The organism is Nitrosomonadales bacterium (genome assembly GCA_016716325.1).
GTDB lineage: Bacteria > Pseudomonadota > Gammaproteobacteria > Burkholderiales > Gallionellaceae > Gallionella.
The window spans coordinates 15,203-37,380 of sequence record JADJWO010000002.1 but is presented as its reverse complement, the minus strand read 5'-3'; the positions used below and the strand labels follow the sequence as shown (position 1 = coordinate 37,380).

Annotated in this window: 21 protein-coding genes, 5 pseudogenes and 1 riboswitch; of the genes and pseudogenes, 9 read left to right on the top strand and 17 right to left on the bottom strand. The window is 57.1% G+C overall.

The genetic code is table 11. The features are described from left to right. Nucleotides 1-576 precede the first annotated feature (576 nt). Nucleotides 577-888, top strand: coding sequence for a hypothetical protein (locus IPM27_11555; protein ID MBK9162162.1), 312 nt, complete (start codon nucleotides 577-579; stop codon nucleotides 886-888). A 157-nt stretch (nucleotides 889-1,045) separates the two neighbouring features. Here IPM27_11555 and IPM27_11550 read toward each other — a convergent pair whose 3' ends face one another. The 9 genes and pseudogenes from IPM27_11550 to aas all read right to left on the bottom strand — a co-directional run bounded on the left by IPM27_11550 (nucleotide 1,046) and on the right by aas (nucleotide 8,203). Continuing rightward, complete coding sequence (locus tag IPM27_11550; protein ID MBK9162161.1) at nucleotides 1,046-1,336, bottom strand: hypothetical protein; 291 nt, start codon at nucleotides 1,334-1,336, stop codon at nucleotides 1,046-1,048. Then, nucleotides 1,333-1,542: a hypothetical protein gene (locus tag IPM27_11545; GenBank protein ID MBK9162160.1), complete on the bottom strand. Its 210-nt coding sequence runs from the start codon at nucleotides 1,540-1,542 to the stop codon at nucleotides 1,333-1,335. The genes IPM27_11550 and IPM27_11545 overlap by 4 nt, the downstream gene beginning before the upstream one ends. An 83-nt stretch (nucleotides 1,543-1,625) precedes the next feature. After that, on the bottom strand, nucleotides 1,626-1,874 hold the full coding sequence (locus IPM27_11540) for a hypothetical protein (protein MBK9162159.1): 249 nt from the start codon (nucleotides 1,872-1,874) through the stop codon (nucleotides 1,626-1,628). Between the two features lie 64 nt (nucleotides 1,875-1,938). Next, nucleotides 1,939-2,235, bottom strand: a complete 297-nt coding sequence (locus IPM27_11535) for a hypothetical protein (GenBank protein MBK9162158.1) — start codon at nucleotides 2,233-2,235, stop codon at nucleotides 1,939-1,941. Further along, the gene (locus IPM27_11530) at nucleotides 2,211-2,471 is read right to left on the bottom strand and encodes a hypothetical protein (GenBank protein ID MBK9162157.1); all 261 of its coding nucleotides are present in this window, start codon (nucleotides 2,469-2,471) and stop codon (nucleotides 2,211-2,213) included. The genes IPM27_11535 and IPM27_11530 overlap by 25 nt, the downstream gene beginning before the upstream one ends. 33 nt (nucleotides 2,472-2,504) lie before the next feature. After that, nucleotides 2,505-3,053, bottom strand: coding sequence for a hypothetical protein (locus tag IPM27_11525; protein ID MBK9162156.1), 549 nt, complete (start codon nucleotides 3,051-3,053; stop codon nucleotides 2,505-2,507). Nucleotides 3,054-3,296: 243 nt separating this feature from the next. After that, nucleotides 3,297-5,053: pseudogene (locus IPM27_11520) on the bottom strand (MFS transporter). Next, nucleotides 5,050-6,047, bottom strand: a pseudogene (locus IPM27_11515) (hypothetical protein). Before IPM27_11515 ends, IPM27_11520 begins: the two co-directional pseudogenes overlap by 4 nt. A gap of 13 nt (nucleotides 6,048-6,060) precedes the next feature. After that, nucleotides 6,061-8,203: pseudogene (aas, locus tag IPM27_11510) on the bottom strand (bifunctional acyl-ACP--phospholipid O-acyltransferase/long-chain-fatty-acid--ACP ligase). 114 nt (nucleotides 8,204-8,317) lie between these two features. Beyond that, nucleotides 8,318-8,411, top strand: a riboswitch (TPP riboswitch). A 21-nt stretch (nucleotides 8,412-8,432) separates the two neighbouring features. Here aas and thiC point away from each other — a divergent pair. From thiC to IPM27_11485, 5 genes are all read left to right on the top strand, one after another. Then, on the top strand, nucleotides 8,433-10,301 hold the full coding sequence (thiC, locus tag IPM27_11505) for a phosphomethylpyrimidine synthase ThiC (GenBank protein ID MBK9162155.1): 1,869 nt from the start codon (nucleotides 8,433-8,435) through the stop codon (nucleotides 10,299-10,301). An 83-nt stretch (nucleotides 10,302-10,384) separates the two neighbouring features. Beyond that, complete coding sequence (locus IPM27_11500; GenBank protein MBK9162154.1) at nucleotides 10,385-10,672, top strand: nucleotidyltransferase domain-containing protein; 288 nt, start codon at nucleotides 10,385-10,387, stop codon at nucleotides 10,670-10,672. A 10-nt stretch (nucleotides 10,673-10,682) separates the two neighbouring features. Next, nucleotides 10,683-11,177 carry a hypothetical protein gene (locus IPM27_11495; GenBank protein ID MBK9162153.1) on the top strand — a complete coding sequence of 165 codons (495 nt, stop codon included), beginning with the start codon at nucleotides 10,683-10,685 and terminating at the stop codon, nucleotides 11,175-11,177. Nucleotides 11,178-11,516: 339 nt separating this feature from the next. Further along, nucleotides 11,517-11,807, top strand: a complete 291-nt coding sequence (locus tag IPM27_11490; GenBank protein MBK9162152.1) for a nucleotidyltransferase family protein — start codon at nucleotides 11,517-11,519, stop codon at nucleotides 11,805-11,807. Next, entirely contained in the window at nucleotides 11,804-12,166 is a 363-nt protein-coding gene (locus tag IPM27_11485; protein MBK9162151.1) for a DUF86 domain-containing protein, read from the top strand. The genes IPM27_11490 and IPM27_11485 overlap by 4 nt, the downstream gene beginning before the upstream one ends. A 174-nt stretch (nucleotides 12,167-12,340) precedes the next feature. Here IPM27_11485 and vsr read toward each other — a convergent pair whose 3' ends face one another. The 8 genes and pseudogenes from vsr to mazF all read right to left on the bottom strand — a co-directional run bounded on the left by vsr (nucleotide 12,341) and on the right by mazF (nucleotide 19,990). Further along, complete coding sequence (gene vsr, locus IPM27_11480) at nucleotides 12,341-12,757, bottom strand: DNA mismatch endonuclease Vsr (GenBank protein ID MBK9162150.1); 417 nt, start codon at nucleotides 12,755-12,757, stop codon at nucleotides 12,341-12,343. A 4-nt stretch (nucleotides 12,758-12,761) separates the two neighbouring features. Then, nucleotides 12,762-15,089 (bottom strand): DUF2357 domain-containing protein, encoded by a 2,328-nt coding sequence (locus IPM27_11475; protein ID MBK9162149.1) that lies wholly within the window; start codon nucleotides 15,087-15,089, stop codon nucleotides 12,762-12,764. An 18-nt stretch (nucleotides 15,090-15,107) separates the two neighbouring features. Then, nucleotides 15,108-16,307: a restriction endonuclease gene (locus IPM27_11470; protein MBK9162148.1), complete on the bottom strand. Its 1,200-nt coding sequence runs from the start codon at nucleotides 16,305-16,307 to the stop codon at nucleotides 15,108-15,110. Between the two features lie 431 nt (nucleotides 16,308-16,738). Next, entirely contained in the window at nucleotides 16,739-17,824 is a 1,086-nt protein-coding gene (locus IPM27_11465) for a DNA cytosine methyltransferase (GenBank protein ID MBK9162147.1), read from the bottom strand. Between the two features lie 257 nt (nucleotides 17,825-18,081). Next, the gene (locus IPM27_11460) at nucleotides 18,082-18,861 is read right to left on the bottom strand and encodes an HNH endonuclease (GenBank protein MBK9162146.1); all 780 of its coding nucleotides are present in this window, start codon (nucleotides 18,859-18,861) and stop codon (nucleotides 18,082-18,084) included. Beyond that, nucleotides 18,861-19,172: a DUF1778 domain-containing protein gene (locus IPM27_11455; GenBank protein MBK9162145.1), complete on the bottom strand. Its 312-nt coding sequence runs from the start codon at nucleotides 19,170-19,172 to the stop codon at nucleotides 18,861-18,863. The genes IPM27_11460 and IPM27_11455 overlap by 1 nt, the downstream gene beginning before the upstream one ends. A gap of 114 nt (nucleotides 19,173-19,286) precedes the next feature. Then, nucleotides 19,287-19,538, bottom strand: a complete 252-nt coding sequence (locus IPM27_11450) for a type II toxin-antitoxin system Phd/YefM family antitoxin (GenBank protein MBK9162144.1) — start codon at nucleotides 19,536-19,538, stop codon at nucleotides 19,287-19,289. A gap of 112 nt (nucleotides 19,539-19,650) precedes the next feature. Then, nucleotides 19,651-19,990, bottom strand: a pseudogene (gene mazF / locus IPM27_11445) (endoribonuclease MazF). A gap of 384 nt (nucleotides 19,991-20,374) precedes the next feature. Here mazF and IPM27_11440 point away from each other — a divergent pair. The 3 genes and pseudogenes from IPM27_11440 (at nucleotide 20,375) to IPM27_11430 (ending at nucleotide 22,003) form a co-directional block, all read left to right on the top strand. Continuing rightward, nucleotides 20,375-20,635, top strand: a complete 261-nt coding sequence (locus IPM27_11440; protein ID MBK9162143.1) for a YkgJ family cysteine cluster protein — start codon at nucleotides 20,375-20,377, stop codon at nucleotides 20,633-20,635. A 10-nt stretch (nucleotides 20,636-20,645) separates the two neighbouring features. Next, entirely contained in the window at nucleotides 20,646-20,855 is a 210-nt protein-coding gene (locus IPM27_11435) for a DUF1289 domain-containing protein (GenBank protein ID MBK9162142.1), read from the top strand. 317 nt (nucleotides 20,856-21,172) lie between these two features. Next, a pseudogene (locus IPM27_11430) lies at nucleotides 21,173-22,003 on the top strand (undecaprenyl-diphosphate phosphatase). Nucleotides 22,004-22,178 lie beyond the last annotated feature (175 nt).

Below are 22,178 nucleotides of genomic sequence, written 5' to 3'. Positions count from 1 at the left end.
GCAACCTGAGAAATTCCTGCGCGACCACAGCCACCGCGAAGTGAGACTTTGACCCCTACCAGCCGACCTGGCTGGAAGCGCCCTGGCTGGTGCTGGACAACCTGCGCCTGATGGCCACGATGCCACGGTGAAGACGCTCCGGCGCGAGCGCGAACGCCAACCTCGGGCTGGCGATGCATGAAGCCGAACTTGCACTGTATGCGGCACGCATCCCGCAACGGCTGCATTTCTTCTTCCACGAAGTCTTGCGACTGGTGCGCGCCTACACCACACTGGACGACGTCGAGCATTACCACACCACCCGCCTCACGCTGCCGCTGCAAGGGATTACGCCGTCTCGGCGAACATTTACAGACGCGCAGGTGCTGGACGATCCAATGGACATATTTTTCGCCCACTACCGGGCGTTGCGGGAGGCCATCGAAAGCGACACCCCGGCGTTATGGTCAGCGCTGGCATCGGCCATCCGCGAAGAAAAGGCGGAATATCTGAAACACCGCGACAGCACGCCTGCATGGAACCTCAGCGAAGACACGCCAGACGATGTCGCGGCACGCGCCTCCGGCGACGTGCTGATTGGCCTCTGCCGGCAGCGTTGGCGTCGCCGAAGGCAGCGTATTCGTGGTGCGCTCCCCCGACGACTTCGCCAGCTTCCCCAAAGGCGCGGTGCTGGTCGCGCGCACCGCCAACCCCGCCTGGACGCCGCTGTTCTATAGCGCCTGCGCCGTCATCACCGAAAGCGGCGGCCCGCTCTCGCACGGCACGGTCACCGCGCGCGAAATGCGGATGCCCGCCGTGATGAGCGTGCGCGGCGTGCTGGCTCGCCTGAGCAATGGTCATGGGGTGAAGGTGGATGGCAGGAACGGGCGGGTGGAGATATTGGGCTGACGAGAAGCATCCGGGTGATCGTCTGAAGGGGGTCTGTTGTTGCCCGGTACTGATGCTCCATGTTGATCGGATCGGAATCGTTTCCAGCGGCACACCAGCATCACCTCCGGGTCGGCGGCAATGTCAATAAGCGGGATTCATATCCCTTCTGATTCCATCAGATGCGCACTCCCAATCTGGACAGGGCGCGATGGACGTATTCCGAACATACCGCCGCCTTTTTGATGCGCAGCCTGCGGAAGCGCAGGCCGATCAGTGCGGCCAGTTCGCGCAGTCCCATGCGCAGCACGGCGGAGCTGTATGGCTGCCCCAGCACATCGATCAGTTCCGACAGGAATATCTTCAGCATCTCTTCGCTTTTCAATCCGGGCCGCCATGGCGGCCGACGATCAAAATGCCCCAGATACGGTTTGCCGCTGCCATTCCAGTCGGTCAGATAACTGCTCAACGAAACCACGCGCACGCCATATGGCCATTCCGCCCCAGCAACAGGATACGGTCAACCGATAGCATGCGCACAACCAATGCGACGTGACTGTACGGACTGTTCGTTACCGCCTGCACGGCACGCGAGACGGGTTTGTTGCCGCTGCAAAACAGCAGATCGCCGTTACGTAACTCGTCGCGAATATCGTGATAATCCACCACAGGCAATAAGCTGATCCGGCATGTTTTTGCGGGATGGGAATCGAACAGTTGTTCCGGTTGCTCATTTTCTGATGCGCCTCATGTATGCCTTACAGCAGCGGTTTGATCGGCATCAGCTGCCAGAACCTGACTTGGCTGCGCCTGGAAAGCGGCACGTATTGATCCGGGTCGTCCGTGGCCGCGTTCCAGCTGTTGCCCGGCCGCATGTCGGTTTCTATCGCCGCCTCGACTTTGCGTGCAAGCGCCTCGTCGCGAATGATCACGCCGACTTCGGTATTGAGATTCTCCGAGCGCGGATCGAAATTGAAGGTGCCGATGAAGACTGTCTTCGAATCCACCACCATGGTCTTGGCATGGAGCGCGAACCCCGCGGTTTCTGTTTGGCATCGAGTGCGCGCCGGATCAACGGCTGCCGTTCTTCCGGGTCGGGTTTGTATTCATGAATCTCCAGACCCATTTTGAGCAATGAACGGCGCTGGTTGCGGTATCCGCTGGAAGCCTGGATGTTGTCGCTGGAGGCAAGCGGGAATTGGTGTTGATGCGCACACGCGCACGCCGCCGCGCCAGGGTTTGCCCGAACAACTCCTTCGCATCGCCGGACAGCACCAGGTAGGGCGACTGGATCACGATATGGTCGGTGGCCGACCCGACCAGTCTGGCCAGCGCTTCCGTAGTCAGGCCGCCGCCGCCCAAGCCCATGTGCTTATCGTTCTTGCCGGGCCGGTCGCTGATGAACTCGATCTCTCCCCAGCTATCTGGCAGGCCAATTGTTCAAACAAGCCGGGCATATTATTGATCGCGGCATGCACTTCCGGCGCAAAGTTGTCCGGCGAGCCGGCGTAGTCGTGCAGGTCGCGATAAATCTTCGCAATTTCCCCGTCGGTCACTTTCACGTTCTTCTGTATCAGGCCAAGCCCGTCGTAAAGTTCTTCCACAAAAGCACGGCCAGCTCGCTGCCCCAGAAATTTTCAAAGCTGGCCCGCATGGCCGTGACCACTTTGCCCAGCAGAAGCACATCGCGGTCGCGGAAATTGTATTCGTGGTTGTAGTCGTAATATTCGGCGGCCATGTTCCGCCCAATGTTTGATCGCCACCTGGCCGTCGACCATGAAGGTCTTGTCGTGCATGCGCTGGTTGACGCCGCGAAAGTCGACGGCCACATTCAATATGCGCTTGAGCAATGGCACCCCCGACCGAATTCTTCGGGTTGTAGATGCGGATTTCGACATTGGGATGGTACGCGAGGGCAAGCAGGATTTGTCCGGCGCATCGATCAGCAGGTCATCCACGATGACGCGCACCTTCACGCCGCGATCGGCGGCGCGCAGCAGCGCCTCGGCAGCGAGGATGCCGATGTTGTCGGCGCTCCAGATGAAGTATTGCACCTCTATCGTGTGCCGGGCATGATCCGCCAGCCACGCACGCGCCTGTAAAGCGTCCGGATAGGTATCCAGTACATATGCACCGCTCCGGCCGTCATGCGCTGCGATCTGCGCCGATGAATTCCATGGCGGCATCTTCCTGTACCGCCAGCGAAGGAGTGGGCAGACCCAGCAGACCCAGCAACAAAAGCATCCATGATCGATCAAGCCGCATATCGGGATTCTCCGTCAGTACGCATGCATGCCGTCCCGCATGTCAACGCACCTCCCCGCGCAATGTTGCCACTATGCCTTGCAATTCCTTCAGCGACACACTCCGGAACTACGGGCTCGCCCACATTCAGTACCACCCTGCGGAACGGTCGCGCTTTCCAGGGTTTACTCAGCACCCCTGCCATCGGCGAGCGAGAAAATGCTGCCCCACAGACCCGACAGCGCCATCGGGATAACCGGCACCGGATCGCGCGCGACGATTTGCGTGACGCCGGGGCGGAAGGGAGAAATCTCGCCATTGGCTGTGACATTGCCTTCCGGAAAGATGCACACCAGTTCACCCGCCGCGAGCGCCTGAGAGATCTCGTCGAAGGCCTGCGCCTTGAGTGCGGCATCTTCCTTTTCCGGCGCGATGGGGATGGCGCGGCCTACCTTGAACACGAAGGAGAGGATCGGCCAGCGGAACACGCGGTGGTCGATGACGAAGCGCACCCTTAGGCGGCTGGCTGCCGCGATGATCAGCGCATCGACGAAGCTTGCATGGTTGCAGGCCAGGACTGCCGCGCCTTCATCGGGGATGTGTTCGACGCCGCGTTTGTCCAGACGATATACCGTATGCACGAGTATCCAGACGATGAAGCGCAGCAGGAATTCCGGCACCAGTTTGTAAATGTAAACCGCCACTGCGGCATTGCACACAGGCGGCCACGCCGAACAGCGCCGGTATCGACAGGTTGCGCCGAGCAGTGCCGCTGCGGCCAGCGAACCCACCACCATGAACAGGGCATTGATGATGTTGTTGCTGGCGATGATCCGCGCCCTGAATTCTGCTTTGCTGCGCGTCTGCACCAGGGCATACAGCGGCACGATGAAAAAGCCGCCGAACAGACCCAGCGCACCCAGATCGAACAGCACGCGCCACATGCCCGGTTCGGCCAGCAGCGCCGCCACGCTCAGCGGTTCGTTTACAGGCGGCATGGCGGGCGAGGCCCATGCCAGGTCGAGGGCCGAACAGCGTCAGCCCGATCGAGCCGAACGGCACCAGGCCAATCTCCACCATTTTTCCGGACATTCTTTCGCACAGCATCGAGCCGACGCCGATGCCGATCGTGAAAACCGCCAGCAATAGCGTGACGGCCGTTTCCGATCCGCCCAGCACGTTTTTGGCAAAGGCCGGGAATTGCGCGAGGAACATGGCGCCATACAGCCAGAACCACGAGATGCCGAGTATCGACAGGAACACGGTGCGGTTCTCGCGTGCGAAACCGATGTTGCGCCAGGTTTCGGTGACGGGGTTGGGATTGATGCGCAACTCGGCGGCAGGCGGCGGTGCCGACGGAATCTGGCGGCTGGCAAGGTATCCTGCGGCAGCCACAAGCAACCCGCCGATGCTGATCCATACGGCACCCTGCGGCAGCCCGGCCATCAGTCCGCCGGCGAGCGTGCCGATCAGGATCGCGACAAAGGTCCCCGCTTCCACCAGCGCGTTGCCGCCGATCAATTCTTCTTCCTTGAGATGCTGCGGCAGGATGGCGTATTTCACCGGGCCGAACAGCGTCGAATGCATCCCGAACAGAAACAGCGCCCCCATCAGCAGGTTCAGGCTGTGCAGGGCGAAGCCCACGCTCGCCACCAGCATGATGAATATCTCCAGCAGTTTGACCAGGCGCGCGAGCTGCGCCTTGTCGTATTTGTCGGCAAGCTGTCCGGCAGTGGCGGAGAACAGGAAGAACGGCAGGATGAAAATCCCTGCCGCCAGGTTGGCCAGCAACTCGGGCCGCATCGTGGTCCAGCTCGCCGCCTGGAAGGTGAGCAGGACGATCAGCGAATTCTGAACAGGTTGTCGTTGAATGCGCCAAGGAATTGCGTGCCGAAAAAGGCAGGAAACGGCGTGTTTGCAGCAAGTGGAATTGCCCGCTCATATGGCGCTCCGCAGGAAAAAGTCACGGGTATGGAAAATGCCAGCCGGCAATTGCTGCGTGCCGACTCGCAATTGCCGCTTCAGCACGAAGTCGAACAGCAGCGGATTGTAATTCTGTATCTTGTTCAGCACCGGCACTGCCGCGCTGTCGAGCAGCCCGGCCTTGGCCCACCGATGCGGAGAAGTCAGCGGCAGCACGCCGGGCAGCGGGTAATCGGTGCCGTTGAGCAGGCGGGCATGCCAGTCGCGATGTTCGATGATCGCGCGCAGGATCCGGGACGGGCGGTTGCGCAACACGACCGCCGAGATATCCCCGAACAGGTGTTGCAGCGGCATAAAATGCATCGCACTTCGGCGACGCGGGATCGATGCCCATCGCGGACGGCAGCCACTTGACCGCGCGTGCGCCGTCCGACACGGCGGCCGCCAGTGCGTCAACGGCTTCGGGCCGGGGGATGAATCGAACACGCCCACTCGAAATGTTGCGGATAGTGGCGCGCAAGTTCGCGGGCATAGGCATTCGGAACGTGGAATGCGGTGCGTTCCGGCAGCGCCCTGCCCGATTCGTCGTATGCCTGTTCGAAGGCGAACAACAGCAGTTTGCAGCCGGGTTTCAGTTCCTCGACCAGATGCGCCAGACGCTCGACATAGCTCAGGTCAACCCGCGTTTTTTCGGCGCAGGCCGCATCCAGATAAAACTCGTGCTGAGCAAATTCCACCGGGTGCCATACGCTATCCATGTCTGGCGAGGTGTAAATCCCGCTGCCCGAATCACCCGTGCCCGCAATATGGGCATGCGCGTCCCAGACCCGCTCGGGCACGATTCCCGACCACGCTGCGGTGACAATCGGATGTTCGGCAAGGTATTTCGGGAGGATGGTTCCACAGGCGTTGAGCAGCCTGCCTTTCAGCAGACCGGCACTGGCGGGCGTAGCGGCCAGCGCAAAGCCGGCAGCCAGCAGTTGCTGCAGGAAACGGCGGCGATTCGCGTTCATGCTCTGCATCGGACTATGCCGTCTCCGCCCAGGTCTTCAGCGTCATGTAATCCAGTTTTCCGGTGCCGAGCAGCGGCAGCGCATCGACGCGCTGGATCTTGCGCGGCACGGCGATCTCCGGCCAGCCGTTGTCGCGCGCGACGGTTTGCAACACGTCACGGGTAAGTCCGGCATCGGTGGTGAACAGCACGATGGTTTCACCGCGCTGCGGGTCGGCTTGGGTGGAAGCGGCATGCGTGCCACCCGGTGAGGCAAGCACGGCCATCTTCTCCACCACCTCCAGCGAGACCATTTCACCGGCCACTTTGGCGAAACGTTTCACGCGCCCGACGATTTTCAGGAAACCGTCCCCGTCGATGTTGACGATGTCGCCAGGTGCTGTACCAGCCCGCCCCCATGCTGGAGGACGGCGGTTCCAGTTCGCCGGGTCTTTCGAATCGCAGGTACCCGGACATGAGATTGGGGCCGCGCACATGCAACAAGCCGCCATCCTCGATACCGGGCACCTAGTCGATACGGTGTTCAATGCCCGGGAGCAGGTGCCCCACTGTCCCGGTTCGGTAGGTCATCGGTGTGTTGACCGAAAGCACCGGCGCCGTCTCGGTCGCGCCATACCCTTCAAAAATACGGATGCCAAACTTTTCAAACCATATCCCGCGTACCGCGTCGGAGAGTTTTTCGGCCCCCGCGATCACATAACGCAGACGGAAGAAGTCGTATGGATGGGCAAATTTAGCGTAGTTTCCCAAGAACGTGCTGGTGCCGAACAGGACTGTGCAGTTGCGGTCGTAAGCCAGTTCCGGAATGACGCGGTAGTGCAGCGGCGTCGGGTAGAGGAACAGGTTGGCGTTATCAGCACCGGCAGCAACGCGCCTGGCGGTGAGCCCGAAGGAATGGAAGATGGGCAGGGCGTTGAGCACCTTGTCGTCCACCGAGAAGTCGATCACCGCGCGTACCTGCGCGATGTTTGACAGTAGCGCGCGATGCGACAACACCACGCCCTTGGGCTTGCCTTCCGATCCGGAGGTGAACAGCACCACGGCAGGTTCATCAGGGGCTGTGGGCAGCTCGATCGCGCGCGGGCGGCGCAAGGCATAGAGCACCAGCCACAGCTTGTCCGCCAGGCCGACCTGTTCGCGCAGGTCTTCCAGGTAGATAAGGCGTACCGCTTGCAATCCGGAAAGCTTGTCCGTGAGCTTGGCCTGCTCCACGAAGGCGCGCGATGCGACGATGGTCTGAATCTGCGCCGCCACGCAGGCCGCCTGCAGCCCGTCCGTGCCCGCCGTGTAATTGAGCATGGCAGGCACGCGCCGCAATGCAGTCAGGCCGAAAATCAGGCTCAGCGTCGGTGCGACATTAGGCAGCAGCAGGCCGACGCGCTCGGTTTCCGAAGTTTCCCTGGCAACCAGACGGCCCAGCACCAGCACCATCTTCAGCAGATCGTTGTAGGAATATTCGATCTGTTTCATGTCCTCCAGCAAGCGGCGCTTGCGGCCGAATATTTCGGTTGCATCGATAAACGCGGAGTACAGGGTCTGCTTGGGGTGCGAAGCAAAGATCATTTCCTGCATCAGGCGGCGCAGCGCTTCACCCGCCATGCGACGGCGCAGTTTTGCCGACGGTGCGTCCGGCATGGCGATACGCGTCGCAGGCAAAATGGAAATGGATATTTTCGGGAACAGTTGCTTGGGCATCTTGCCGGACACCCGTGAAAAATAGCTGCGTGCCCCGCCGTCCAGCCGGATGGCACCAGCGTTGCGCCAGTCTTGGCGGCAACGAACGCAGGCCCCTCGTAGACCTTCATCAGGTTGCCGGTAACGGTGATGCGCCCTTCCGGAAAATCATCACCGGCCGGTAGGTGTCGATCAGTTTGATGACTTTCTTCATTGCCATCGGGCTGGTCGGATCAACGGCCAGATAATCGACCAACGACAGGATGATCCGGAAAAACCAGAGCCGGGAGATGCCTAGGTATGGACTACAAACACCGGGTTGACCGGAAGGAACAGGCCGAGCAGCAAACCGTCCAGGAAGGACTCGTGATTGGCAATGATGAGCAACCGTTCCGTCTTTAAGACTGAAGCGTCTCCGCGCACCTGTAATCGAAACAATAGTTGCGCAATGATGCGCAGGATTACCCTGATCAGTCCCTTCATTCGCGATCACCAAGAAAAAATTCCCGAGGCGGGGATTGTATGCAAATTCCTCACCGTGTGTCAGGTTATGGTTTACCGGAAACTTGCTTTTGGCGTACCAATCCAGTACCTTGCGTCCCTCGCTAGGGGTCTCCGCGATGGCGGAGTGAGACACACCCTTTGAACCTGTACGGGTCATGCCGTCGTAGGGAAGCATCCATCCGGTGCTCCCAGCATTTGGAGCACCATCATGAACGCACCTGAGTTTCTATCCAAAACCGCCCACGTTGACGCAGCCGCCATCAAGCCGCTGCCGAACTCGCGCAAGATCTACGTCGAAGGCAGCCGTCCCGACATCCGCGTACCGATGCGCGAGATCACGCTGAGCGACACGCACCTGAACAACGGCGTGGAGAAGAACCCGCCCATCTACGTCTACGACTGCTCCGGCCCCTACACCGACCCGGACGTGAAGATCGACATCCGCTCCGGTCTGGAAGAACTGCGCGCACCGTGGATCGCCGAGCGTGATGACACTGAAGCCTTGCCGCGCCTGAGCTCCGACTACGGCCAGCAACGTCTGGGCGACCCGGCATTGGCCGGCATGCGCTTCAACCTCAAGCACACCCCGCGCCGCGCCAAGCCGGGCAAGAACGTGACGCAGATGCACTATGCGCGCAAAGGCATCATCACACCGGAGATGGAATACATAGCCATCCGCGAGAACCAGAAGCGCGACGGTCTTTCCGAGATGATGTTGCAACAACATCCGGGCGAGAACTTCGGCAAGGCCATGCCGAAAGAGATCACGCCCGAGTTCGTGCGCAGCGAAGTCGCCGCCGGACGCGCCGTGATCACCACCAACATCAACCACCCCGAATGCGAACCGATGATCATCGGCCGCAACTTCCTGGTAAAGATCAACGCCAACATCGGCAACTCCGCGCTCGGCTCCAGCATTCAGGAAGAAGTGGAGAAGATGACCTGGGCCATCCGCTGGGGCGGCGACACGGTGATGGATTTGAGCACCGGCAAGAACATCCACGAAACACGCGAGTGGATCATCCGCAACTCGCCCGTGCCCATCGGCACCGTGCCCATCTATCAAGCGCTGGAAAAGGTGAACGGCAAGGCCGAAGACCTGACCTGGGAGATCTTCAAGGACACGCTGATCGAGCAGGCCGAACAAGGCGTGGACTACTTCACCATCCACGCCGGCGTGCTGCTGCGCTACATCCCCATGACCGCTAAGCGCATGACCGGCATCGTCTCGCGCGGCGGCTCCATCATGGCCAAGTGGTGCCTGGCACACCACCAGGAAAACTTCCTCTACACGCACTTTGAAGAGATCTGCGAGATCATGAAAGCCTACGACGTGACCTTCTCGCTCGGCGACGGCCTGCGCCCGGGCTCGGTGTATGACGCCAACGACGAAGCACAACTCGGCGAACTGAAGACGCTGGGCGAACTCACGCAGATCGCGTGGAAGCACGACGTGCAAGTGATGATCGAAGGCCCCGGCCACGTGCCAATGCACATGATCAAAGAGAACATGGACCTGCAATTGAAGTGGTGCCACGAAGCACCGTTCTACACACTCGGCCCACTGACCCAAGACATCGCCCCCGGCTACGACCACATCACCAGCGCCATCGGCGCGGCGCTGATCGGCTGGTTCGGCACCGCCATGCTCTGCTACGTCACACCCAAGGAGCACCTCGGCCTGCCCAACAAGGCCGACGTGAAGGAAGGCATCATCACCTACAAGATCGCCGCCCACGCCGCCGACCTAGCCAAGGGCCACCCCGGCGCGCAGATCCGCGACAACGCCATGAGCAAGGCACGCTTCGAATTCCGCTGGGAAGACCAGTTCAACATCGGCCTCGACCCCGACCGCGCACGCGAATTCCACGACGAGACCCTGCCCAAGGAATCCGCCAAAGTCGCCCACTTCTGCTCCATGTGCGGCCCGCAGTTCTGCTCGATGAAGATCAGTCAGGACGTGCGCGACTTCGCCGCCGCGCAGGGCATCGCTGAAGCAGAAGCACTGGCGAAAGGGATGGAAGTGAAGTCGGTGGAGTTTGTGAAGCAGGGGGCGGAGGTTTATCACAAGGCTTGACAACTGCGGAAGCCACTCAAACCCGGGGCATGATATGATTTTCCCGGTTAGAAACACCGAGTTGCCAGCAGAGAGGAAGCAGCATGCGTCTTACACCGGATCAGGCACAGATCACCAAAAGCACCGTGGCCCGAGTACTGGGTACGGAGAGTCGCGTCTGGCTGTTCGGTTCGCGCGTGGACGACAACCTGCGCGGCGGCGACATAGATTTACTGGTTGAGACCGAAGCAAGGTTTCCCAACCGTGCCAAGGTCCTCTGCAATCTCTATGGCGCACTGATCATGGCGTTGGGCGACCGCAAACTGGATGTCCTGCTCAAGGATGGGCGCACCGCCGAGGCGCCGATCTTCGGCATCGCCAAACGCACCTAGGTGTGCTGCTATGACCCTTGCTTACTTGCCAGAGCACGCCGAGAACGCCCTGCTCGCGCTTAACCTGGCCAGGAAGGAAGCGACCCACCTCGCCTACACCCATCGCACTTTGTATGCGCAGCACATGGATTTGGAGTGGGTGTGCAACCTCACCCAGCGCGACGACCTCGCGGAAAAGATTGACGCATTCGTCAGCCGCTTCGGTAGACTGCAAGACCACATCGGCGACAAACTCATTCCGCGATTTGTCTTTCTCCTTGGCGGCACCCCAACATCCTTGCTGGACAACCTTGCCTATGCCGAAAAGGCAGGTTGGGTGGAAAGCACCGAATCATTCATCAGCGCGAGGAAACTCCGCAATCTCCTCGTTCACGAATACATGGCCGAAGCGGAGCTGTTCCTCGAAGCACTGCAAACAGCTGACGAAGCCTCTCGCATGCTCATGGACATCGTCGCCCGCATCGAACATCAGGCTCAGTCGCTTGGCCTCGATAAATCGCAGTAGCGGAACGCAAATTCTTCTCAGGAATCCGTCAAGGCGGCCCACTTCTGCTCGATGAAGATCAGCCAGGACGTGCGCGACTTCGCCGCCGCGCAGGGGATTGCCGAAGCAGAGGCTTTAGCGAAAGGGATGGAAGTGAAGTCGGTGGAGTTTGTGAAGCAGGGGGCGGAGGTTTATCACAAGGCGTGACAGGCTTCACGTCCGCGCTGTCCCCGCAGGGCGCAGGCCGTGGCTGCAGGGTCATTCGTCCCGGTGGCGCATGCGCAGATTGTCCGAGAGTGAAACCACAATAATCCTCCCGGCTCGTTATAATCGCGCCATTGAATCAAGACAAACAACGCCATGCGCCCTTCCATAGCACTGCAAAACCACCGCGAGGCCATACGCGAAATCGCCCTGCGCCATCGCGTGCGCAACGTGCGTGTGTTTGGCTCCGTGCTGCATGGCGAAGACACCGAAGACAGCGACCTTGATTTGCTGGTTGAACCACTACCGGAAACAACCCTGATGGATATTGCCAGGATACAGGTGGAAGTGGCAAAACTGCTCAACGTCAGTGTGGACGTATTGACCCCCAATGCTTTGCCCGACAAATTCCGCGCACATGTGCTGACCGAGGCCGTCCCGGTATGAGCAAATCCGATATCCTGCGCATTCCCGATTATCTCGAGCATATCCTCGAAGCCATCGAGCGCATCGACCTGTACCTTGCGGACACCGATGAAGTCGCATTCCTGAATGACCAGAAAACACAGGATGCAGTAATCCGCAATTTTGAGATCATCGGCGAAGCAGCGCACAACATCGAGCGCTTCCACGCCGAATTTGCAGCTGCCCACCCGGAAATTCCATGGACAGTCGTATATGCGATGCGTAACCGCGTCGCACACGGCTACTTCAAGGTTGATCTGGAAATGGTCTGGGAAACCATCCGCACCGATTTGCCGGAACTGCACACACAAATCAAACAACTGCTCGACGAAATCAAATAAGCCTGCGCGACTTCGCCGCCGCGCAGGGCATCGCCGAAGCCGAGGCGCTAGCAAAAGGGATGGAAGTGAAGTCGGTTGAGTTTGTGAAGCAGGGCGCCGAGGTTTATCACAAGGCTTAAGCTGCACTTACTCTGAATGACAAACGGGCCGCATTGCGGCCCGTTTCGTTTCTCCTTATTTTCCAGAAGCGTTCAAAGCTCTACGTATTCGGCCCGCAACCCGTGCGGAACTGTCGAGTTGATGCTGCCAAACGCGAATCACCTTCCAGCCCTCCCGGCGCAACTCTCGGCCGACTTTCCGATCCCTCTTCTGGTTGGAGGTGATCTTGGTATCCCAAAACACTTGGTTGCTGCTTGGCCGCTTGTAGCATTTCGGGCAGCCATGCCAGAAACAGCCATCCACAAATACAACAACCCGTTCCCGTCTAAAGGTGAAATCCGGCTTGCCGAAAAGCGGCTGGTTGCGCCGCCAACCGGTGATGCCGTTCTCACGAAATATTTCAATCAGGCGCAACTCGGTGGCTTTGTTTCCGCGCGAACGGATCAATGACATGACCTCCGAGCGTTTTTGTTTGCTCCAGATGTCGGCCATGAGTCTAGGTTAGTAGCGCATAGCGCTTGGTCACGGCTTCCCAATCCGCTGCTTTCATTAAATCGGCCGCTTGCACCAATTCAAATGGGAACCTACCGGATCGGGTACTCATCTTGATTTGCGACCCCAATGGCTGTGAATAGCCCAATTCAAACAGCCAATATTCATCACTTGAAGTACTTGCCTTGCCCGCCTGCTCGGCAGAAATTTCACATCGCTTCACAATCCGTACCGACTTGACCTCGTAGAGATGGGATATGAAGCGATCCTTTTTGTCCTTGTAATAAACTCCGGCTGCGAGGTAACGCACTTCACGCATCACGTTGCGTTCAACTGATTTTTTGTCGGTTGTAGTAACAGGCATGTGATACCAGCCCGCAGTGCCGCTCCTATACCGCTCAACGTATTCATCGCGCCGCCCCGGCCCAAGAGAAGTTGCCAGCGTTAAATCTTTATAGCGCCCGAGATAGGTTCCCATCGTCGCAATTCGTGCCGAGTCCTCAGCCAGATATTGATCCGTCTCGGGAACGACGTAATGTGCATCATGCTGCTGCGGGAAGCGCTCCGCCAAGAACTGTTTCAGCCAGCTGTTTGAACTACCCGGCAACAGCGGAAAGCTGCCGATGCCCACTTCTTCAATTGCTTCCGCATAAGGATTGCGACTATTCACCTCGTCGAAGCAACCCGGATACAACACAAATGCGCCCAAGATCGGGCGCGTCTTTTCAGGCCGATCGTCATCGGCTTTGTGCACATGAATCAGGGCGTCGCGATAGCGGTGCATCTGGTTGATTGCATCATTGGGCGGCACATCAGCTGCTTCGTTATCGGTGTCGATACGATATTTCGCGTCGAAGATCCACTGCACCTTTCCGCCGTCAGCCAGTGTCGCTTCAAGGTAAATATCCGGGCGTTGTTCGGTAGTCCATGAGTAGATTTTGCCGAATGCGGGATTGGCAGTGGAGGAGAAGGTCGGTTCGTGCACCAGTTTGATTGTTACGCCGTCATCTCTCGAAAAATGAAACGCTGCCCCCATGCCATCGATGAGCGTCTTTTCCAGCCGCTTGCCATTCAGCTTCGCGCGTTCGCTCTTGGTTTCATCAAAGCCCAATTCCAGCAACATCCGCCGCACTTCCAGCAAACACCAAACCTCGTACAGTTCCGCGACCGATTTCATGGAAATGGATGCGTGCCGCCCAAACGTATCCAGATACAGCTTCAGTTCCTGCCATATCCGGTACACGGCGGCATAACCCGCCCGCTGGTGCAGCACCAGGGATTCCGCCGTTAATCCATCGAACGCCCCCACCTCGGCAAAGAATGGTCGGTTCAGCAATTGCTCAAGCGGCTTTATCCAACCGCCAAGCTCGCAAATAAACGTGGGGGAAATGCGGCCCTGATCCGGCGACTTGTCTTCCCGCTCCACGCGTTCTTTGAAGCGAGCTATCTCCAGAATACTTTTGGTGAGCACCATTTTCACAAACCGGTTTTCCGGTGTGTCGACCGACAGGCGCTGCGAAGTGATTCGGTAACGGTGTTGGTACTCGCCGCTCTGCAAATCGGCGGTAACCCGCTCTTCCAGCTTGGGCGATAAGCGGCCGCGCAAACGTTCCGCCCGAACAGCATGCTCGTAAGGCAGCAACCTCGTATGCGGTGCATGGCAAATGCGCCGGACACCCTCTTCCAGCGCGGTGCGCAATTTCCCGAAGTGCGCCAGCCACAGCAGCGGAAAACGCTCGTGCGGCTTGCGCGATTTCGCCAGTTCCTGGTCGGTCTTTTGCGCCAGCGAGAAACGCCACAACGGATAACAGGCATCCACATCGCGGTGAATAACAGCAAGGTCATCCGCCATTACCATTTTGGTCGGCAATACCTCAAACGACACATACTGCTCAACCGTGCGCCCCGCCACCGCATAGCGCACACCCAATCGGAACCAGCCGATGTCGTTGCCGAAATTGATGCTGCCGCGCAGCGAACCGCGTTTGTAATGAAACCCCTCCTCCACGCCGCGCAAACGGTGAATGACAGCAGGCTCGACGCCGCTGCTCACCGCGCCCTTGAACAAGAACTCAAATTCGTATTGTTTGTTTTCAAAGAAAAGTGGCTCTGGCAAAGCCAACTCGGTTAGCGGCTGCGGGGGCAAAAGCACACCGCTTGGCGGCATAACCACATCGACTAAAAGGGCTGGATTAAAGCGGAGCGAACTGACTGGCAGGTTGGCTTTGCGTGCCTTGTGCGTTTTGTCGAGCAGGTCTTGCGCATTGGCAACCTCCTTCGTCCACACGGACAAATCAAAGTGCGGCGTTTTGAGGGTGAGGATCTCAGGCACGGTGGTGTGACCAGGGCATCAGGGCCAGAATGTAGTGAACCCGTTTGCATCCAGCCGCGTCTGCATCCATGCCAGCTTTTGTTCCGCACGCCAAGCCGTCATACACACGCCCCCGTCTGCAATCTTTTCGCGCAACAGATCGGGGCGGGTTTCCGCCTTGCCCGCAAACTGTTTAACAATCTCATCGCGCAATCTCGTCAGCAGACTGGCATCGTTCTCAAACCCCAATTTCTCCGCATCGCCGTCGATTCTCGGCAACACCTTGCTCATCAAAAAGTCATCCCACACTGCATACAACTCTGCCTCGTCTTTCGGGTTAAAGCACAGCACCGCCAGCAACAGCTCGTTCAGCGCGCGGTATGCCAACTCGAACGGCGAGCCTTTCAGCACCGCATTGATCGCCCCCATGAAGGCAATGCTCTTTGCCCCGCCCGCATCGGCGGCCATAGCGGCCAGTCCGTCTTTGGTCGCTTTTGACAAACGCGGGAAGCTTAGCGTCTTGTGCCGCGTAACTTTGTCTTCCGCAAAAAACTCGGCAAAGTCGTTGGGATAGAACACCCCGAAATCGATGGTGAATGCACGGTCGATCACCTTGCGTGAAAAACCGTGCGTGGTCTCATCCATGTTCACCGTGCCCGCCACGATCAAATTTGGGGGCAGCGGAATTCCCACTGCAACAAAGTGCGCCCACAGCCCGTCGAGTTGCGTATCCGCCAAGTCCAGTTCTGCACGCAATGCCTGTTGCCCGGCAGCGTCCAATTGCTGGATCGTGGCCGCCTTCAATAACGGATCGCAGGTGTAATGCCCCTCTTCCCACTTGCGTGTTTCCACCACCGCCAAATAGTCTGCAAAGTACTGCTCTACCGGCGCAAGGTTCATCTCATCCAAACACAGCCAAAACGGCATCATCTCGTCAGGCGATTTGCAAGGCAGCTCTTGATCCGATGCTGCTGGCAGCAGCGCCGCATCCTGCCAAGCTTGCACCACGAATTTCAGCAAATCCGTCACCACATATCTCGCTCCATTTGGTCCAATACGCGACACATAACCCAGCAAGTCAGACGGCTCGTGCCAATCGGGGCGCACTGGAATTAGGCAGTAATTTGGAACTGCACCCTCGTGATGTGACGCAGCGGCTTGCTCGCGTACAAAGCGGGTTTTCCCGGTGCCGGAGATGCCGGCTAGTAATAGGAATGGTTTGGGTAAGGAATAGGCAATATTGATATCACGCTTAATTGGAACATGTCGGATGTTTGATGCATCCTGCATTTCTCCAAGTTTGTGAATTTCATCGCGAAACCATGCAATTTTCTTTTGGGGAGAATTGTTATATTGAGTATTGCCGTTGTAGTACCCAACATTAGGAAGGTGAGCGATTATGGCTTCAATAGCTGATCGATCATTTCCACCCGCACCAAGTGCATCATTCACATCGACTAATTTACCTTGCGCAAGTTGATCTGCGACTGTGCGAAATCTATCAAAAATAATACTTATAGCCTCTTCGCCACGTTGGGCGTGCACCTTTTCTGAAAGGTGATCAACTTGAGTGATTTTTACTGAATTTCTTCGGGTTATATATTCCAAATTTTTATCTTTAAGTTGATCAAGCCCATCGATAATTTTCGTATATACGCTGTTATCCATTTTTATTTCCTAGAAATAAATTTTTTGATTGTTGATGCGACACCAAAAGCCAAGACATAAGGGACGCCATTGCCAATCGTTTTAAATTTTGCAGATAACGTCATTGTCGGCGGCAGCAGATATTCTTTGGGTAATGATTGGATAGCCAAAGCTTCTGCGGCGGAAATTCGCCTCGGCAGCCAAGGATGCAAATGTACTTCGTTGTTGCCATAAGCGGCGGTTGGTGAGTAGCGCCAGCGATGCAGTCGCTTGTATGATTTTTTTGAATCATCGCCTTCTTCGATTACTTCAAATTTGGCGAGACCCGCTCGAGGGGTAAAGTAGTCCGCCCCATTAGGATGGGTTTCAACGCTGTTCTTTTGAAACCAATAGTTAATCGTCAGCTCCTCCGGTGATTTTGTCTTAGTCGGTTTGCCCCCGAATTTATTGGTTTTCGGCCAGGTAAAGTTTAGCGCTTGCGTTCCTGGATAACTCATTTTCTCTTCCCAGTTGAATTGGGAAATTTTTTCGGCACATCTGTTCTTATTAAGTACACCAAACATCAAAATGCGCTGCCTATCTTGAGGCGCCCCGAACTCCAGCGCATTAACCAGCCTATCGGTAAAAACGTATCCGGCCTTGGTGAGCTCCTCCTGCAAATGATCATAAAATTCCCGGTGTATTTTTGTGCGCCAAAGCCCTTTTACATTTTCAAATAAAAACCAGTCTGGTTTGTTTTTAATAATCAGATTGATGTATGAGCTTGACAGCTTTCCATTTTCACCTTCCTTGCCCCTGTTTTTTCCACCTACTGAAAAATCTGGGCAAGGCGGTCCACCGATAAAGCCAACAGTCTGAAACTGTTTTTTTGCTTCTTTGACGTGCGCAGTCAATTTGTTCTTTTGGCTAGCCAGGTAATCATTTATTGATGCTTCGCTATATCCAAATGCAGGTACATCTTTATGCAGTTGTGCTCGGCTATATTTGTATGCCGCCATAAAATCTGGATTGATTTCGTTGACAAATACAACATCAAAGCCTGCTTTCTCGAACCCCAAGTCAAGGAATCCAGCGCCAGAAAAAAAGGAAAATACAGCGTGTTTATTCATAGTTGAGAAATATATTTTGTATATCGTTAGGTTGGGGTGTGCGCGCAGCAATGTATTTCAATGCGCCGAATTATGGACTGTGGTCGAATTACTTTCTTCAAATTTCTATTATCTCCAATCAAGCAAGGGCAGCCTGCCCAGGGTAGTCGTTGACTGATCCAGCGACGGTGGACTATCCATGCAGGTAATAAAACCCAACTTGATATAAAAGCTTTGGCCTCGTTGTGTAGCATAAGGGAGTGGTGTTGGGACAACCGTCATTTCTTCTGATTATCAACAAATATGTCTGCCCTATGCCGTGACAGAAATTCTGCACTTGGCATAAAGCGCTCCGGTAGCTCAATCGACTTTCCATGCAGCGGGACTAGCACCTCTCTTATGAATGACTCGTCCCGACGCTTAAGCTCATCTGACACAACGATCTTGAAACCATCATCGATGGTTATCAGCCCTTTATCGAAAGCCCTATCGTGAATCGCCGAAAGACACAGACCATTGCTTGGATTCAAACGATTCGCCTTGTCTTTGCTCCACGGTACGATGTGACTTGCGATCAATAAGCGTGGCTCGGACAAGCCAGACATACAGCAGCGTCCTCGGTAGCTACTCAGCACGGCGCGACGAAAGAAGCTTTGCTTGATGCGCTGTTCGGTTACGACTCTGCGGGTCTCTCCGGTGAAGTCTTCTGGAATGAGCTGTTCATCAGCATCGTCTATCGGCTGTGCATCGGCGTCCAGTTTTCGCCTGAGCAATTCGCTCTCTACAGCTAGCGCCTCCCAGTCGGCATGAAATTCTGCCCAAATCTCTCGGTCAAGATTTGATGCTCCCTCAAGACCTTTGCGACCTGTGCCCGTGATGGCGGGATCGAGACTGGCAAAGTTGCTCAGCTTCATCGCCACGGCACCGGGCGTCCTCCCAATCAAGCCAGCAAGTTTGATGACTTCCGGGGTGCGCATATCTAGTTTGCCGAATGGTAGTTGGCAGTACAGATGGAATGCGAGCTTAAGTTGTTCTTTCGTCCAACGGTTGGTAGCCATTATGCCCTCCGGCGATTCACATCATCTTCAGTCAGGCAAGCTGGCTGTCGGCGCGCCATGAGCTTGCGCAACGACGCTTTTGGTTTGGGTGGCTTTTCCATGGACGAGTTGAATGCCGCAAAGTCACGCTGGGTAATCATGAGTGTGTCGCAGTCCGACACCACACGACGCGCAGCTTCATATGCGCTCTGCAACATAAAGTTGGGAACGGTCATGCCCATCAACCCTGCGGCGTGTTCAATTATGGTTTTAGCCTCTGCGCTAGTGCGCAAACTGATTCGCAATGATTTACTGGTGGTGATTGCTGACATAGCGTGTTCCCCAACTTACAGATTCAAGTATTTTGCATCAAATTGCTCATACGATTTATTCAGCAGCGACGAAGCATACGCGGATTTAGTTGATGATTTGTGCTCTTGACCTGCCTAGAGATCATCCATCGTAACCTCGACAGCGCGGCCCTTTTGCTTGAAGCGCTCCTTGGCAAGGTACACGAGTTGCAAGCCATCGAGTTCTTCCAGCATGGCTTCGTATCGCTCTGGCGGCACCATGTCGAAAGCGGGCTTGTTGCGGTTGAGCACGGCGACCGTTTGCCCGCCCGACTTACGGAGGACATCGTTCGGATTCTTCTTGAATTCCGTCATGCTGACGGAAAGGTCTGAAAGTATCGTTTCCATTGCCATGATTCAGCTCCTTGATTGGCTCTGATCTATGGGTAGATTAAGCCAGTGGACGGACCTTGAATCAAGCGCGGCCCATGAACAATCGCCCTGCAGTTGATGGGCGGCATCACATTCCAAGCAGCGTCGCAATCTTTGCCCGCACCTCATCCAGTTCTTCATCAGATGCCTTGCCTTTTGGTGTGGCCTTGCGTGCTTTCCAGTCGAGGTTTTTTACCTGGTCGGATAGCACCGCGCCACTGACGTTTTTCGTCTGGATGATGACTTCAAACGGGTAGCCTTTGATCTGCGTGGTCATCGGACAGCACAGCATGGTGCCGGTTTTGCCGTTGTAGGCGGCGGGGCTAAGTACCAGCGCGGGTCGGTGGCCTGCCTGTTCGTGCCCGGCCTGCGGGGAAAAATTCGAGCCAGACGATGTCGCCCGCGTCCGGCACGAAGCGCTTCGCCATTACCAGACTTCCTTGCCGACCTACTCGCCTGTATCAATGGGCTTGTGCTGATTGTTGGTTGTGATTCCGCCCAATAATTCGTCCAGCTTGTAAATCTTGCGGCGTACCTACTGATGACGATGCGTCCCTGTTCTTCGCGCACTTCGACCGATTGCTCCAAAGCGACATGCGCCGCCGCCATGACGGATGGCTTATGCGCACCGCCGCGCTGTTGCCCCATTTTTTACAATGACTTCCATGATGAATGCCTTTCACAATTTATTTGCCGCAGTTTATTGGGGTACTTATGGAGTGTCAACATTGTTTATACGTTCTGCCGAATTACCTTTTGAATGGCAGGACTTAATTCCGCGCATGTAACAGGCACAGATATAATCGCGCCCCATGAACTGCCGCCCCTCCTGCGCCGCCTGCTGCATCGCGCCCTCGATCACCTCTCCCATCCCCGGCATGCCGGATGGCAAGCCCGCCGGGGTGCGCTGTGTTCAGCTGACGGATGACGACCGTTGTGCGATATTTGGCCGTCCCGAGCGCCCTTCTTTCTGTGCCACGTTGCAGCCTTCGGCGGAGATGTGTGGCGATTCGCGCGAGGCGGCGCTGGCGTGGCTGGCGCGTTTGGAACGCGCGACCAGGCCGTCGGTATAATCGGCGCATCATGCCGCCGCATTCCGCCATCAACCATCTCGAGGTTTCCGCCGCCACGCCCTGCACCGGGCATTGCACGACCGCGCTGGGCGACGATGTTTGCCGCAGTTGCCTGCGCACGTTCGACGAGATCACGCGCTGGGTGGAGATGAACGAGGAGGAGAGGAGGGCGGTGAACCGGCGTATCGCGCTGGAGCCCTGGGAGCAATCGGTAGGTTGAGGCGGGTATAATCCACAGCCTTTTAAACTTATGGATGCACTGAACAAGTATGGTTTTGTCGTTCCCGCGAAAGCGGGAACCCGGTTAAATCAACAAGCTGGATTCCCGCTTTCGCGGGAATGACGACTTGATCAGCGCATCCTCAGGGTTTCTACCCTCTCCCTGGCCCTGATGGGACTACCAGCCATTCGACTAAGCCCGCAAGCGGGCAAGTCGCTGGTTATCTCCCTGCAAGGAAGAGGGGATGGTGTGTTGGCGGGAATATTGAAAAACTTTTTTATCACTGGATTCCCGCCTTCGCGGGAATGACGCACTTTATGGACATCGTATTACTACTCAAAGCCGCCATCCTCGGCGTGGTCGAGGGACTCACCGAATTCCTGCCGATCTCGTCCACCGGGCATCTGATCCTTGCTTACGACCTGCTGAACTTCAACGACGAGAAGGGCCAGGTGCTCGAGATCGTGATCCAGTTCGGCGCGATCCTGGCGCTGTGCTGGGAATACCGCGCGAAGATCGCGTCGGTGTTCGGCGGATTGGCGCAAAAAGCAGGAAGCCGCGCAACGCTTCACGCTCAACCTCGTCATCGCGTTCATGCCTGCCGCGGTGCTGGGGCTGCTGTTCGCGAATGCGATCAAGGCGCACTTGTTCGCGCCTAGGCTTAGGTCGCGATCGCGCTCATCGTCGGCGGCCTGTTCATCCTGTGGGCGGAGAAGCGCGACCACAAGATCACCGTGGAGTCGGTGGACGACATGGGCTGGAAGGATGCGCTGAAGGTGGGTTGCGCGCAGGCTTTCGCATTGATCCCCGGCACGTCGCGCTCCGGCGCGACGATCATCGGCGGATTGTTCTTCGGATTGAGCCGCAAGGCGGCGACGGAGTTCTCGTTCTTCCTCGCGATCCCGACGCTGTTCGCCGCGACGGTCTACGAGATGGTGAAATATCGCGCGCTGTTCAGCGCGGAGGATCTGGGCATGTTCGCGGTGGGCGGCATCACTTCCTTCATCAGCGCGTTCCTGTGCGTGCGCTGGCTGCTGCGCTTCATCAGCCACCACGATTTCACAGTGTTCGCGTGGTACCGCATCGTGTTCGGCCTGATCGTGCTGGGCACGGCCTACAGCGGTTTGGTGAACTGGTCGGCGGGTTAATTCGCCGGCCCGTCATTCCCGTGCGGACGCGAATCCACGAACGACAGCTCCGGGAAGCCCCCGAAACCCCGTCATTCCCGCGCAAGCGGGAATCCAGTCGATTGAAAATGTTTCCGCGCAGCGGACAAAACCCCTTGGCTTTGTCCGCTACGCGGAATTGTTGTCTTGCTGGATT